The organism is Acidovorax radicis (assembly GCF_020510705.1).
GTDB lineage: Bacteria > Pseudomonadota > Gammaproteobacteria > Burkholderiales > Burkholderiaceae_C > Acidovorax > Acidovorax radicis_A.
The window spans coordinates 1,091,475-1,106,682 of record NZ_CP075184.1 but is presented as its reverse complement, the minus strand read 5'-3'; the positions used below and the strand labels follow the sequence as shown (position 1 = coordinate 1,106,682).

12 protein-coding genes and 1 tRNA gene are annotated in these 15,208 nt (G+C 67.3%); all 13 read left to right on the top strand.

The genetic code is table 11. The annotated features are described in order from the left end of the window. Positions 1-3: 3 nt before the first annotated feature. Positions 4-1,191, top strand: coding sequence for a vWA domain-containing protein (locus KI609_RS04920; protein WP_226447697.1), 1,188 nt, complete (start codon positions 4-6; stop codon positions 1,189-1,191). Positions 1,192-1,393: 202 nt separating this feature from the next. After that, the gene (locus tag KI609_RS04915; RefSeq protein ID WP_226447695.1) at positions 1,394-3,289 is read left to right on the top strand and encodes an autotransporter assembly complex protein TamA; all 1,896 of its coding nucleotides are present in this window, start codon (positions 1,394-1,396) and stop codon (positions 3,287-3,289) included. 261 nt (positions 3,290-3,550) lie between these two features. Further along, positions 3,551-3,892 (top strand): hypothetical protein, encoded by a 342-nt coding sequence (locus tag KI609_RS23005; RefSeq protein ID WP_226450190.1) that lies wholly within the window; start codon positions 3,551-3,553, stop codon positions 3,890-3,892. After that, positions 3,802-7,989 carry a translocation/assembly module TamB domain-containing protein gene (locus KI609_RS04905; RefSeq protein ID WP_413463417.1) on the top strand — a complete coding sequence of 1,396 codons (4,188 nt, stop codon included), beginning with the start codon at positions 3,802-3,804 and terminating at the stop codon, positions 7,987-7,989. Before KI609_RS23005 ends, KI609_RS04905 begins: the two co-directional genes overlap by 91 nt. A 55-nt stretch (positions 7,990-8,044) precedes the next feature. After that, positions 8,045-8,119: transfer RNA gene (locus tag KI609_RS04900), tRNA-Arg, on the top strand. 671 nt (positions 8,120-8,790) lie between these two features. Further along, the gene (locus tag KI609_RS04895) at positions 8,791-9,105 is read left to right on the top strand and encodes a helix-turn-helix transcriptional regulator (protein ID WP_226447692.1); all 315 of its coding nucleotides are present in this window, start codon (positions 8,791-8,793) and stop codon (positions 9,103-9,105) included. After that, positions 9,102-9,440, top strand: a complete 339-nt coding sequence (locus KI609_RS04890) for an ogr/Delta-like zinc finger family protein (protein WP_226447690.1) — start codon at positions 9,102-9,104, stop codon at positions 9,438-9,440. Before KI609_RS04895 ends, KI609_RS04890 begins: the two co-directional genes overlap by 4 nt. A gap of 503 nt (positions 9,441-9,943) precedes the next feature. After that, positions 9,944-10,279, top strand: a complete 336-nt coding sequence (locus KI609_RS04885; protein ID WP_226447688.1) for a hypothetical protein — start codon at positions 9,944-9,946, stop codon at positions 10,277-10,279. After that, the gene (locus KI609_RS04880; RefSeq protein ID WP_226447686.1) at positions 10,276-10,422 is read left to right on the top strand and encodes a hypothetical protein; all 147 of its coding nucleotides are present in this window, start codon (positions 10,276-10,278) and stop codon (positions 10,420-10,422) included. The genes KI609_RS04885 and KI609_RS04880 overlap by 4 nt, the downstream gene beginning before the upstream one ends. Then, positions 10,419-11,153 (top strand): hypothetical protein, encoded by a 735-nt coding sequence (locus KI609_RS04875; RefSeq protein WP_226447684.1) that lies wholly within the window; start codon positions 10,419-10,421, stop codon positions 11,151-11,153. Before KI609_RS04880 ends, KI609_RS04875 begins: the two co-directional genes overlap by 4 nt. A 10-nt stretch (positions 11,154-11,163) precedes the next feature. Then, positions 11,164-14,250 carry a hypothetical protein gene (locus KI609_RS04870; RefSeq protein WP_226447682.1) on the top strand — a complete coding sequence of 1,029 codons (3,087 nt, stop codon included), beginning with the start codon at positions 11,164-11,166 and terminating at the stop codon, positions 14,248-14,250. After that, the gene (locus KI609_RS04865; RefSeq protein WP_226447680.1) at positions 14,250-14,810 is read left to right on the top strand and encodes a hypothetical protein; all 561 of its coding nucleotides are present in this window, start codon (positions 14,250-14,252) and stop codon (positions 14,808-14,810) included. Before KI609_RS04870 ends, KI609_RS04865 begins: the two co-directional genes overlap by 1 nt. Next, entirely contained in the window at positions 14,807-15,196 is a 390-nt protein-coding gene (locus tag KI609_RS04860; protein WP_226447677.1) for a hypothetical protein, read from the top strand. The genes KI609_RS04865 and KI609_RS04860 overlap by 4 nt, the downstream gene beginning before the upstream one ends. Positions 15,197-15,208 lie beyond the last annotated feature (12 nt).

Genomic DNA, 15,208 nt, shown 5'->3' with positions numbered 1-15,208 from the left:
ACAATGCTGATTGACTTCTTCTACACCCTGCGCACGGCCAAACTGCCGGTGTCGGTCAAGGAATACCTCACGCTGCTTGAAGCGTTGCAGGCCGGCGTGGTGGGCCCCAAGTCGGATGACGCATGGAGCCTGGACGACTTCTACAACCTCTCGCGCCTCACGCTGGTCAAGGACGAGAAGCACTACGACAAGTTCGACCGGGCCTTTGGCGCCTATTTCAAGGGTGTCGAAATGGTGGCCGACTTCACCAAGGAGATCCCCGCCGACTGGCTGCGCAAGATCCTGGAGAACGAGCTCACGCCCGAGCAAAAAGCAGCCATCGAGAAGATGGGCTGGGACGAGCTGATGGAGACGCTGAAGAAGCGGCTCGAAGAACAGAAGGAACGCCACGAGGGCGGCAACAAGTGGATCGGCACCGGCGGCACCAGCCCGTTCGGCCACGGCGGCTACAACCCGCAGGGCGTGCGCATTGGTGGCGCGGGCAAGAACAAGAGCGCCGTGAAGGTGTGGGAGCAGCGCGCCTACAAGGACTACGACGACCAGCAGGAGCTGGGCACGCGCAACATCAAGGTCGCGCTGCGCCGCCTGCGCAAGTTTGCGCGCGAAGGGCATGAGCTCGAACTCGATCTGCCCGATACCATCCGCAGCACGGCGGCCAACGCGGGCTACCTCGACATCAAGATGGTGCCCGAGCGGCACAACAACGTGAAGGTGCTGCTGCTGATGGACGTGGGCGGCACCATGGACGAACACATCCAGCGGGTGGAAGAACTCTTCAGCGCGGTCAAGAGCGAGTTCAAGCACCTCGAGTTTTATTACTTCCACAACTGCGTGTACGACTTCATGTGGAAGAACAACCGCCGCCGCTTTGCCGAGAAGTTCCCCACCTGGGACATCATCCGCAAGTACAACAAGGACTACAAACTGATCTTTGTGGGCGACGCGACCATGAGCCCGTACGAAATATTGCAGCCCGGCGGCAGCGTGGAATACAACAACGAGGAGCCCGGCGCCGAGTGGATTCAGCGGCTCACGCACGCCTTCCCCAAGTTTGCGTGGATCAACCCCGAGCCGCAAGGCGTGTGGCAGTACCGCCAGAGCATCAGCATCATCCAGCAGCTCATCGGCAACCGCATGTACCCGCTGTCGCTCAAGGGGCTCGAAGAGACCATGCGGCTGCTGTCAAAATAGGCCGTGATCCAGGTCGCGATCGCCCCAGCATGGACTGCACGTGGGCCGAACGTGAGCGCGTTTTGATTGCGCGAAACTGTCTTACAAAGGCGCGGGAGTTTTCGGGGCATAGTGGCGGGATGAAGGCACTGAGGGCGCCTTTGCGTCCCACAATGACCTCGCCCCCATATTCCCCCTATTGCCCATTCCCCTTCCATTTGCTGTGACCCTGTGTGTATTGCGCCCCGGCGCCCACTCTCCAACGCCGGCCCGATGGTCGGCGTTGCTGTTTTGCAGCGTGCTGTGCCTGCAGGGCTGCAGCCTGCTGCCCCTTGGCAAAGACAAGGACACCACGGCGAACGCCCCGGCCATCGCCGAATCTGCCGCACCGTCTTTTGCCGTGGTGGTACACGCGCCCGACGCGGTGCGCGAGACGCTGGAGCGCCACCTGGAGCTGCAGCGCTTTCGCAACCTGCCCGACCTGCAATCGAGCGAATTGCAGCGCCTGCTGGGCGCGGCCGATGCCAATGCGCGCGAGCTGCTGGGTACCCTGGGCTATTTCGCCCCGACCATCACGGTCGAACTGACCGACACGCCCGACAGCAAGCTCGCACCACGCACTGTCACCGTCACGGTGCAGCCGGGGCCACAGACCCGCATCACCAAAGCAGACATTGCGTTTGCAGAGCCATCCGCCGTCGACGCCAAGGCTGCGGCCCGCCGCGTGCAGCGTGTACAGCGCGACTGGTCGCTGACACCCGGCGAACCCTTCACGCAGTCGGCATGGGACAGCGCCAAAGCCGACGGCCTGCGCCAGTTGCAGGCCCACCGCTACCCCACTGCGCAGATCACCAACAGCCGCGCAGAAATCGACGCCGACACCCACGAGGCGCAACTCAGCGTGACGTATGACCCCGGCCCGCCCTACCGGTTTGGCGCCTTGCGTGTAGAAGGCAGCCAGCGCTACGACCCCGACGGCGCGCGGCGCCTGGCGCGCCTGCCCACCGGGGCGGTGTATGACGAAGCTGAAATGCTGGATGCCCAACTGCGCCTGGCCAGCAGCGGCTACTACGACGCCGTGTTCCTCACGCTCGACACCGACAGTGCCACCGCCCAGGCCGCACCCGTGGTGGCCCAGGTGCGTGAGGCGCCCCTGCAAAAGCTGGTGTTTGGCCCCGGCATCTCCACCGACAGCGGCGCACGCCTGTCGATGGAACACATCCACAACCAGATGTCGGGCCTGGGCTGGCGCGCGGTGAGCAAACTTTCGCTCGACCGCGAAACCAAGCTCGCCAGCACCGAATGGACTGATCTGCCCAACGACAACGGCTGGCGCTGGTTCACCGGCGGGCAACTGCAACGCGAAGCCACGGGCGACTACGACGTCAACAGCGCGCGCGTGCGCGCGGGCCGCAGCAAGAGCACCAAAAACATCGACCGCAATTACTTCCTGCAATACGACGATGCCAACACCCAAGGGGTCAACGCCCCCGTCTCCAGCACCGCCGTGAGCGTCAACTACGGCTGGACGGGCCGCTATTTCAACAGCGCCACGGCCCCCACCCGGGGCCACGGCATCGCCGTGGAGCTGGGCCTGGGCACCACACTGCGGCCCGAGCGCGACCCGTTTGTACGCACCCTGGTGCGCTGGCAGTCGTTCATCGCAGCGGGCCAGGTGGTGGACGCCACCGGTACCAGCCGCAACGCCCGCGTGGCACTGCGGGCCGACGCCGGTGCGGTGCTCGCACGTGAAGGCGCTCAAATCCCGGTCACGCAACTCTTTTTGACAGGTGGCGACACCACGGTGCGCGGCTACGGCTACCGCAGCATCGGTGCACGCACCAGCAACGACCTGCTCTATGGCGGCCGCTATCTGGCCGTCGGCAGCGTGGAATGGCAGCGCCCCATCGTCTACAACGGCGCCATGACCGATTGGGAAAGCACGCTGTTCATCGACGCGGGTGCGGTCGCCGACAAGGTGGGCGACCTGGCGCCGCGCATGGGCGTGGGCGCTGGCTTGCGCTGGCGCAGCCCGGTGGGGCCGCTGCAGGCTGATCTCGCCTATGGCATCAAAACCAAGGAAGTGCGCGTTCATCTGCGTTTGGGGTTCAGCTTTTGATGCGCGGCAAATTCTCCAAGCCCCGTGTGGCGGGCGCCGATTTCAGCGCAGGGTCTTCGAGCGCACCACGGCCACCGCCACGGCGCGCGCCCCGCGCCGTGCGGGCACTGGGCTGGCTGCTGCTGGTGCTGGTGGGGCTGTTGCTGGTGACGGGCAGCGCTGCCTGGTGGTGGGCGGGCAGCCATTCATCGCTGGCCACGGCGCTCACGCGCGCGGCGCCTTTTTTGCCGGTAGACCAGCAACTCGAAAGCCGCGAGGTTTCTGGCTCGCTGCGCAGCGGCGGGCGCATCGGCTGGCTGCGCTGGAGCAGCCCGAGCATGGCCGTCGAAATCACGGACATCCGCCTGGGCTGGCAACTGGCTCCACTGCTGCAGCGCCGCCTTGAACTGGGCGAGGTGCATGCCGCGCGGGTGCAGATCACAGCCCAACCCACACCCGATGCCACCCCCCCGGCGCCGCTCACACCACCGACCCAACTGGTGCTGCCCCTTCAGATCGGCGTTCCGTTTCGGGTGGACGAGATCGAGTGGGCCGGGCCACCCGCCGTGTTGGCCCACGGGCTTGCGGGCGCCTACCGCTTTGATGGCGCACAACACCGCCTGACGGTGGACAGCGTTGAGCTGGCCCAAGGCGTGTACAGCGCCCACGCCACGTTGCAGGCCCAGGCGCCGATGGCGCTGGACGCCGCAATGGATGGCACCGTGCACACCACCGTGCCCGGCAGCGGCACCGTGATCGAGCTCGGTGCCCGCGCCACGGTGCAAGGCACACTGGCCACGGCTGCAGCGCAATTGGTGGCGCAGGCGCAGGTGAGCCCCATGGTGGAGCCGCTGGCTAATTCCCCATCGACATTGCAGCCACCACGCACGCCTGGCGCAGCGGCAGCGGCAGCACCAGGCACGGCCAAAGCGAAAACTGCTGACGCCGCCCCGACCGAACCCATGCAGGCAAGCATGCAAGCCACCCTGGCCCCATGGGTGCCACAACCCCTGGTATCAGCCACCGCCACGCTGCACGCTGTCAACCTCGCAGCGCTGTGGCCCCAGGCGCCCATGACGCTGCTGCAGGGCACGGTCAAGGCGGGCCCGTCCCCGGCGGCAGCCACCACGCAGCCCAACGCACCCGCCCCCGCAAAATCACCGGCTGCCGCCCCGCCCCCTGGCTGGGCCATCGACGCCGATCTGCACAACACCCTGCCCGGCCCGTGGGATGAAGGGCGCCTGCCGGTCTCTGCGCTGCAAGCCCACGCCAGCTACGACGGCACCCGCTGGTCGGTGCCCGACGCCACGCTCCAGGCTGGCACCGGCAGCGCCACCGTGCAAGGCCACTACACCCCCGCCACCGGGGCCCTTGAAGGTGACGCCAGGCTCAACGCCTTGCGCCCAGGCAGCCTGCATACCGCACTCGGCGCAGCGCCTCTCTCGGGCGGCATCAGCGCCAGAATGCAAGGCGATGTGTTGCGTTTTAACGCCGATGTCCGCGCCCAGCCCCATACCCACGCGAAGGCAAGCGCCACCAAGGGCCACACGAGCACACGTGCTAGCGCCGCCACCGGCGCTGCCACGAGCGCTGCAGCTGCACGCAGCACACCCACCCCTCGCACCGCAGCGCTGCGCATTGACAAGTTCACGGCGCAGGGCAGCTGGCAGGCAGCGCCCACCGCAGCGGGCGAAAAAAACGGTGGCACCGTGCAGCTCGACCACCTGCTGCTCGACGCGCTCGAAGCAAGGGTGGAGGCCACTGCATTGCGCATTGCGCTGGGGGCGCAGTCTGTGCAATCCGCGCAAGGGCAATGGGTCGTCGCCGTGCCAGGCGCCACCGCCCGCGCCGACGGGCAGATGGCCCCCCGCAGTGGCGCGGGCAACCTGCAACTGCAGTTGAGCGACACCGCGCGCGCGCAGCGCTGGCTGGCGGCCTTGCCCGGTATCGGCTCGCCCCTCCAGAACGCCCTGCGGGGCGCTGGCGCCACGGGGGCGGCACAACTCACCGCCCGCTGGAAGGGCGGCTGGCAAACACTCGCAGACCAACTGGACGCAGCCCGCGCTGGCCGCACCCTGCCCGCAGGCAAAGACACCTTTGAATTGCAGGCCACGGTCAACGCCCCCCGGTTGAGCGTCACCCTGCCACCGTCGACCAAGGGCACGGCCACCGGCGGGCCCTCCACCCAATCCACCGAGGCCACCCAGGCCATCGAGCTGCGCGGCGTGACGGCAGAGCTGGCGGGCAGCCTTGCCAAAGCGACCCTGGCCCTGCGTGCCGAAGCCCGCCAACCGCCCCCCCTGGACCAACGCGCCAGCGTGCAAGCGCGGCTCTCTGGCGGGCTGGCGACCACGGGCCAGTGGCAGGCGCAAATCGACGAGCTGCGGCTGCAGGTGCAGGACGCGCAACGCCCCGGCCCGTGGGCGCTGCAACTGGCCGAGCCGGTGACGATCACCACCGGGGCACCCGCATCCAACCACGCGGCCAAAACGCCCGGGCCTTTGACATGGCAGGCCTCTGCAGGCCAGGCCCGCCTGACCGGCCCGTTGCCGGGCACCGTCACCCTGCGCTGGCAACCCGCGCAGCTGGTTGTGGGCGGTAACGCCCTGCCCCAGCTGCAAACCCAGGGCACCCTGCAAGGCCTGCCCATGGCCTGGGTCAACGCGCTGGGCCTGGGCGAAACGGGCGCGGCTGCAGGCCGCCCCGCGCAGCCGCTGCTTGAGCGCATGGGGTTGGCCACCACGCTGGTGCTGGACGGGCAATGGGACATCAACACCACCACCCCCACGGCACCGCGTGCCAGCGCGACCCTGCGGCGCGCGGGCGGCGATCTGAATATCCTGGCTGGCGACATGACCGCCGTGACTGCCGTGCAGAGCAGCGGCCAGGGCACGGGCGCAGGCGCCATGACCGTCATTGCCACAGAAGCGTCCCCCAAAGGCGCGACCGCAGCAGACGCCACAAAAGCCACCGCAGCGAACGCTACCGGCAACACAACCGCCGCCGCCAGCAGCAGCACCGCCAACACGCGTCCTGCGTCGTCAGCATCCGCGCCGCCGCCCCCTACCGCAACGGCCCGAGGCACCCCTGCGGGCGTCCGCCAGGCCGAGCTGTCGGTGCAACTGGAAGGCGACAACCTGCGCGCGCGCCTCGTCTGGGCCAGTGAACGCGCGGGCGACATCGACGCAAGCGTAACCACCCGCATCGCTATCGCCACCGCAGCCCGCCGCAGCCAGGCCGGCGCGGGCGCCCAGGCCACTCACCCCACCGCAACAACGCCCCCCGCCGTCACCTGGGCCGCCGATGCCCCGCTGGCGGGCACCCTGCGCGCGCGTCTGCCCGATGTGGGTGTGTGGTCGGCGCTGGCCCCGCCGGGCTGGCGGGTGCGCGGCACGCTCGACGCCAGTGCCACGCTGTCGGGCACCCGCAACGCGCCCCAGTGGGCGGGCACGCTCGGGGCCGATGACATGGCCGTGCGCTCAGTGGTGGATGGTGTAGACCTGCAGGGCGGGCGCCTTCGCGCCACGCTGCGCGGCAACCAGCTCGACATCACCGAGTTCAGCCTGCAAGGCGGGCACGGCAGCAGCGCACGCATTGCGGGCTACAGCGGCAACCGCACGGCGGCATCGCAAGACGGTGGCACGCTCACCGGCAAAGGCCGCATCACCTGGGGCGCCACCAGCGAGGCGCCCCCGGCTGCATCGGGCATGTCCGGCATCACCATGGCACTGCAGGCCGAAGCCCGCACCTTGCAGGTGATGGTGCGCGCCGACCGCCAGGTCAGCGTGTCGGGCCAGTTGCAAGCCCAGCTGCAGCAGGGCCAGATCAGCCTGCGCGGCAAGCTCACCACCGACCGCGCCACCATCATCCTGCCCGACGAGTCCGCCCCCAGCCTGGGCTCGGACGTGGTGGTGCGCTCGGCCGCCAAGGACCGCGCTGACCAGGCCAAGGCCCAGGCCGCCGCCAAGGCCAACCAGGCGGCGAGCCAGGTCGAGGCCGCCAAGCCCCCCGACATCGCCATCACCGTCAACCTAGGCAACGACTTTGCGCTGCACGGCCACGGCATCACCACCCGACTGACCGGCGAGGTGAACATCAGCAGCAACGCCGTGCCCGGCGCCCCGCCGCGTGTGACGGGCGAAGTGCGCACCGACCAGGGCCGCTACCGCGCCTGGGGCCAGATGCTGGACGTGGAGACGGGCCTGATCCGCTTCAACGGCCCCTACAACAACCCCTCGCTCGACATCCTGGCGCTGCGGCCCAACATCAGCGTGCGCGCGGGCGTGCAGGTCACGGGCAGCGCGCAGGCACCGCGTGTGAAGCTCTACGCCGACCCCGATCTGCCCGACGCCGAAAAACTCTCATGGGTGGTGCTGGGCCGCAGCGCCGCCGGTGGTGGCGCCGAAGCCGCCGTGCTGCAACAAGCCGCCCTGGCCCTGCTGGGCCGCAAGGGCGGCAGCGGCACGGCCAATTTGGCCAGCCGCGTCGGCCTCGATGAAGTCGGCGTGAAAGGCCCCGGCGCGGGCGAAGACGCCATGGCTGCCGCCCTCACCTTTGGCAAACGCCTGTCCAAAGACCTGTACATCACCTACGAACGCAGCCTGTCGGGCACGCTGGGCACGCTGTACATCTTCTACGACCTCTCGCGCCGCCTCACCCTGCGCGGCCAGACCGGCGAAAAAAGCGCGGTGGACATCATCTACACGGTGAAGTACGACTGAGGCTGCGCACGCCAGAGAGCGTGCGTGTGCCCACTACAATGCGCGGCTGTCTTGCCTCCTCGTAGTTCAATGGATAGAACGAGTGCCTCCTAAGCGCTAGATACAGGTTCGATTCCTGTCGAGGGGACCATCGACCAATCCGCAAGAGTCCAAACTCTTCCGGATTTTTTTATTTCCCCTTTGAAATCAGCATCTTAGCTGTCCGCACCCGTCCAGGCCCATCCACCCCCATCCGCGCAAATTGGGGGCACATTTGGGGGCACATTTTTCAAAAATGGGGGCACATTTCTTTTATGCCCCCACGCAAGGGCCAGATGCCCCATAGCTGAGGGCGGCCCCGGGGCGGTTTTCCGCACGCTAGTGGGCCAAAACAGACCCATCAAATCCACCGAACCCACCGCGCGGCGGCCGGTTGTGCCCCCAGTGCGGCCGCCAGATGCCCCCAGCCACGCCGGTTTGTGCCCCCACGCCTGAGCAGCCAAAACGCCGCCCCTGGAGAATTCGCCGTGCGCGTTTGGCCGGAAACAAACCCACGAAACCCACCGAACCCACCAACCGGCCGCCGGTTGTGCCCCCAGCCGCGCCGGTTTGTGCCCCCAGACCTGACCGGCCGCGCGATTTCTCTGCGCGCCATCGTCCAAAAATAACCCCCTCAAACCCACCACGCGGCGGGCCCCCGACCGGCTCGAAGTCCGCTTTTCGGCGCCCAAGCCGCCCACTTCGCCCAACTTCAGCATGTGTAGAGCGCACACACATGCAGCACTCGTTTGTCCGTAGCCATCCGTACATGACCATAGAGCCATGTACTCATCCACAGACATCCGAGACGCCCAAGACACCGCAGCCCAGCCGCTGCGCCCCTACCGCGACCGCCTGCTTCGCCTGGCGGATGTGAAGCACATGACGGGCCTAGGCCGCAGCAGCATCTATGCAGGCATTCAGGCCAAGTCCTTCCCGGCCGCCGTGAACCTGACAGCCCATGCGGTGGCCTGGCGTGAGTCCGATATCGATGCATGGATCGCTGACCGCCCTGCGGCAGCCACGCCCGTCGAACCGTCACAGGCGCCCAAGTCCAAGGCCCAGCGCTCCTCCGTTACCAAACGGAGCCGCCCATGAGAATGCGCTGCCCCCACTGCAAGAGCTGGGCGAACGTGCGCAACAGCGTGGAAGTCACCCCTTTGCTGCGCGAGCTGTTCCTGGTCTGCAAGAACGCCGCCTGTGGCCACACCTTCGCGGCCGCCACCGAGATCAACCGCACGCTGTCCCCCTCGGCCACGCCCGACCCGGCGATCCTGCTGCCCTTGAGCCCGCACGTCCGGCGCCGTGACGTGATGGAACAGATGGCCCGCCACCCCATGGCCCAGTGCGACCGCCTGCCTCCGGCAGAAGCCGACCGCCCGGGCGCTGATACCGACGCCACCGAGACCCACGCGGCCGCCCTGGCGCCGTAGGTCCACCCCCACCCCAAAGCACCACCGTGCGGAGCCGTTTTGCGGCTCTGCGGCCCGACCTACGCCCGAAGAACCCTGTTTGTCCCTTTTGCCCTTGATTCCCATGACCATCACCCCCAGCTCCTGCAGCCCTGGCCAGCCTGTTTGCCATCCGTGCAATACCGCACACGCCGCGAACTTGCCGCGCCAGTTCGCCTCCAAACACCCACCAGAATCCACCAAACCCACCACGCGTCGCTATACTTCGGGCGTTACGTCACAAAAAGGCGTAATCGGGATTGGTCTCCCGTGTAACCCGCTGCGACGCAAGCCGCAGCCTCTTCCGCAGAGTCTCTGCGGCTTGTTCGTTCGTGCCTCCATTTTTTGGCGGCTCGGGCAGGGAGCCGCAAGGCTCGCCGGTTCGCGCAAGCGGGTTCCCGGTAGACCAACCTGTTCGAGCCGCCGCCACCGATTGGTCTCGGTAGCGACGGTTTTTGCAAACCGAACTCGCTTGGAGGCCTCCCATGGCTGACCGTATCCCCACGGGCGCAAACGCGCCCTCTGCCGCCGCATGCGCGCAGGACTTTTCTTCTTCCTCCTATCGCCCCGCCTCGTCTCTCGTAATTGACGCGCAAGACAACGCGGCCGAACTGCGCACCGCCCTGCAAGGCTTTGCCGCTGTCGAGGCCCTTGTAACGCCGTACGGCGCGCAAGACAGCCAGAACGTGACGGCCTCGCGCGACCAGCTCGGCGCCCTGCTGCGCATGGTCAACAGCGAAATCAGCCGCCGGGTCGATGACCTGGAGGTGACGATTGCCAACCTGCGCGCAGCGCTGGCGGCGCGGGAGACCCTGCAATGAAGACCTACCTCATCAAGTGCATTGACGGGGCGGGCGCATTCCACCGCTACACCCAGCAGGCCGCATCCCATGTGGCCATTGAATCCGCAGCGTTTGACCGCTTTGGATATCTGCGTTTGCTGAGCGTGCGGAGGGTGTCATGAACGCGCCCGTTCGCCACAACCTCCAGCACGCCTACGAACAGAACCGCCAGCGCATCGCCCAGTTGTGGAGCGAGGCACAGGCCATTGCATCGGGCGATGCTGCAGACCGCTATTTGCAGCGCCAGGGCATCACCAGCACATCGCCCGATGCGCTGCGGCTGCATCCGGCGCTCGACTACTGGCACACCGACAGCCAGGGCCGCGCCGCATGCATTGGCACCTTTCCCGCGCTGCTCGCGGTGCTGGAAATCGACGTGCATCCGCAGGGCCTGTTCAAGCCTGCCGTGCGCCATACCGTGGCCCTGCAGCGCTTCTATCTGACCGCACGCGGCACGCCCGCCCCGGTGCCTTCGTTCATCAAGGCCACGGGCACGGATGGGCATATCAAGGGTGCGGCTGTGCGCCTGTCGGCCCCGCTGGTCCAGGCCGATGGTGTGGTGCTGGGTGTGGCCGTTGGTGTCGTGTCCGCGCTGCGCTTTGCGGCTGCCCTGCGCATACCGGTGTGGGCGGTTGCAGACGCTGCAGCACTCGCGCATTTCCGGTGGCCGCGTGAAGTGACGCATCTGCATGTGTTCACCGACACCAGCGAAGCGGCACACGCAGTGCCCGCCTGCGAGCTGGCGCGCAAGGCGGCGCGCTGCGGGCTCACCAGCTACGTGCAGACCATCACGCCGCCGCGCATGCCGCAGGCCTTGCACCTCTCCACGGCACACACCGCCCCCAACGTTTGAAGGAATCACCATGGCAAAGAACAAGGCCAACGCCACAAGCACGGGCGCGGCACACAACGACACCAGCACGCAGGCCCCGGCACCAACGGCAGCACCAACCCGCGCCCCGGCGCTGCAGTTCACCGTGTTCACCTCCACCGAGCCCGAACGGCTTACCAAGGTGCTGAGCCTGAACCGCGATGGCACGCTGAACAAACAGGCCGCCGCTTCGATGATGGCCGGGACCGCGCAGTGTGTGCGCGTGTCGGGCCTGCAAGAGCTGGCCAACGCACTGGACCAGCTCAACCCGGCCCAGGCCGTGGGCTGGGGTATCTGTGCGCAGGAACAGGCCGCCATCTTGGCCGAACGCGATGCGCAGGTGGACGAGGGAGTGAATGGCGTTCAGGGGGCCATCTCCCGCACGCGCCAGCACTTCGCGTTTCCGCGAGGGCCGGGCGTTCTGATGCTGGACCATGACGGCTGCCCGAATGGCGAACTGAACGCCGATGAACTGCGCCAGCGCTTGATCGATGCCTGCCCCGCGCTGGCTGATGCGCCCATGCTCTGGCGCCCGAGCTGCTCTGCGGGTGTGCAGGCGCCCGATGGGCGCGCACTCTCCGGGCTGGACCGCCATCGGCTCTACATCCCTGTGCGTGATGCCTCACGCATTCCCGATGCGGGCAAGACGCTGTTCACGCTGCTGTGGGCCTTTGGCCAGGGCTGGTATGAAGTCGGCCGCGCGGGACAAGCGCTCGAACGGTCCCTCATTGATGCGACGGTGTGGCAACCCGAGCGGCTGGACTTCTGTGCACCGCCGGTGCTGCTCGATGGCCTGGACCGGCCGGGCGCTGCTGCGCGCATCTATGGCGATCCTTCCGCCCTATTCGACCTGGGCCTGATCGAATGCGATGGCGAGACGCGCAAGCAGGTTCAGCACATGAAGCGGGCCAAGCGCGAGGCCATCGCCGGGCAATGCGCCACGCAGCGCGAGCGCTGGGCCAATGCCAAGGCGCCATCGCTTGCGATGCGGCGCGGCATACCGTTGGAGAAGGCTCGGGACGTGCTGGTGCGGGCCAGCGAGAAGCGCGTGTTGATGGGGCATTTCATGCTCACATCGGCGGAGGGTGAAGCGGTCTCCGTGGGCGAGATCCTCGACGCCCCGGACCGCTGGCACAACGCGCAGTTCGCGGACCCACTGGACCCGGACCAAGACCGCCGCGTGGCTGTCGTCAATCTCAAAAGCGGCCAGCGGCCCTACCTCTACACGCACCGCCATGGCGGCATGCGCTTTGAGCTGATGCGGCAATCGGCACGGGTGCAGATTGGCCGGGGCATGCGAGTGGCCACGACCGATGCGGTTCTGTCGGTTTTGAAGTCGCGCGGGGAGCTGTTCGACTACGGCGAGGGCGCAATTGCCTATGTCAGCGAGGGCAAGGCGCGGCCGGTGTCACCGGACTGGTTGACCGACCACATGGGGCGCGTGTGCGACTTCTATTCGGTGCGCAAGCGCAAGGACTCGGCCGGTGATGACCAGACCGAGGAAGGCGCCGAAGACGCGCCGCTGGGCGTGGCGCGCGCCATCCTGGCCAAGCATGGCGAGCGGGGGTTTAAGAAGCTGGTGGCCGTGGTCACGGCACCGACCTTGCGGCTCGATGGGAGCATTCTGGATCGCCCTGGCCACGATGACGTTTCCGGCCTGCTGTTCTACAGCGAGCATCCCAACCCACCGAAGGTGCCCAGCAGTCCTACGCCTGCGGACGCACTCGCGGCCCTGCGGTTCCTTTGGCGGCCTCTCGCGCTGTTCCCGCTGGTCGATGACGTGGCACGCGGTGTGGTGCTGCATGGGCTGCTGTCGGCCGCGTTGCGGGCCAGTCTGCCAACCGCTCCCGGTATCGGCCTGGACGCCCCGGCCGCTGGCAGCGGCAAGACCTTGCTCGCGCGCTGCATCGGCATCCTGGCGATGGGAAGTGACCCGGCCATCCTGCCGCCAGCAGACACCGACGAAGAAACCCGCAAGCGCCTGTTCGCCGTGCTGCGCGAAGGGCAGCGCGTGGTGCTGTGGGACAACGTGCGTGAGCCGCTGGGCTCTGCATCCCTGGATGCGTTCCTCACGGCCCCGACCTTTGCCGACCGCATCCTGGGCAGCAGCGAGACCATGACGCTGCCGAACCGGGCGCTGTTCATCGCCACGGGCAACAACCTGCGCATGACTTCGGACACCTGCCGCCGGGTGCTGACGGCTCGGATTGATACGCAGAGCGAGAAGCCGTACACGCGGGACTTTGCGTTCGACCCCGCGCAGATGATCACGAATGAGCGCCTGCAGTATGTGGTGGCGGCTCTGACCATCGTGCGGGCCTACATCACGGCCGGGCGGCCCAAGGTGGCCAAGGGGCGCACGGCGAGCTTTGAGCATTGGGATGATCTGGTGCGGCAGCCGCTGTGCTGGCTGGCGGGGCTGGTGCGACAGGCTGCTGACCCTGAGCTGCCGACCTTGGCGGACCCCATGGAGGCCGCTGCCAGGGCGTTCGAGCAAGACCCCGAGACAACCAAGCTCGCGGCGATGCTGGAGGCTTGGCATGCGGCGTTTGGCAGCATGCAGACGACAGTGGCCACAGTCATTCGCCGTGCCGATACCGACGACCGCCTGGGCAGCGCGGTGGATGACATTGCCGGGCAGTCTGGCCGTGTGAACTCCCGGATGCTGGGGCGCTGGATCGAGCGGATGACCGGGCGCATCGTGGCCGGAAAGCTGTTTGTGCGTGTGGGCCTGCGGGCGGGGGTTTTGCATTGGGCCGTTTCTCAGCTGCGCTCATCCACTCCCGCCAATCCCTTGGATGCGGATGCGCAAGGCCCGATGCAGGACGCGCCATTCGCTGACCTGAACCCACCAATTGGCACCAAACCCACCAACGGGGGCGATGTACAACAGCCGATGCAGGACGCGCCATCCGCTGGCCAGAACCCACCAATTGGCACCAAACCCACCAAACAGGCGCCCGCAACAGGTGCCCAAGGGGGCCGTTTGGTGGGTTTGGTGCCTTCTGGTGGGAGTTTGAAGGCCGATGGACGCGCCAGCGATGGAGCTACGGCGGATGACGTGGAGGTGTTCGAGTGATGACCGCGCCAACTTCACCCTTGGTGGGTTTGGTGGCAAATGGTGGGTTTCTGCCAGCGAATCGACCGACCACGATTTTCCCTGACGTCGATTCGCGCGAGCCCGCCGTGGTGGGTTTGGTGGGCTTTGGTGGGTTCTGTCCAGCGGATGGCGCGTCCACGTTTTGCGCTGACGCTGGATTGACCGATGCCGACAAGGCCCTGGCCACGGCCGCCCGGGGCATTCTGCAGACCCTCGAATCCGCAGGTTTGGCCCTGACCGTGACGGACACCGGAGCCTTGCAGGTCTCGCCCGCGAGCAGCTTGCGCCCTGACCAGCGGGTGGCCATTCGCGACCACCGCGCGGGCCTTGTGGCCCTACTGAGGTTGCGTGGCGCGCTGTTCATTGATGACGAGCGCCATCGCTGCAGGGACTGCATGCACCTGCAGCGCAAAGGGAACTGTGCGGTGGCCCAGCGTGGACAGATGCCCGGGGTCAATCCCTGGTTCATGCCTGCACCGGACGTGCTGCAGCACTGCCACTTCTTCCACCCGCATTCGCTGGAGCTGGGGGCGCTATGAACCAGCGCACCACATCACCCCAAGCGGCTGCGCCCAAGGTGGCCATGTCCGGTGCAGAGCGCCAGCGCAGGCACCGCGAGAAACGCAAGGCGGAGCTGCAGGCGCTGCGCACGGGTGGGTCGCTGGCCTTGCCTCTGCCCGTCCCTGCCCTGCGCGACGACGCCCAGGCGCTGCGCACGCAGCTCGATGCAACCCGCAAGCGCTGCGAGACGCAGGCCGCAGAGCTAACGGCCTTGCGTGCCAAGCATGAGCCCTTGGCGGTCCGTTTGCAGGTTTTGCGCACGGTGTTGCGGGCCCTCATCGGCAAGCTCTCACCAGCGACCCGGCATGTGGCGCGCAGCCATCTGCAGGAGACCGGGTTTATCGAGTGGCTCGATGCCGATTGAGCGCCTGGCCCC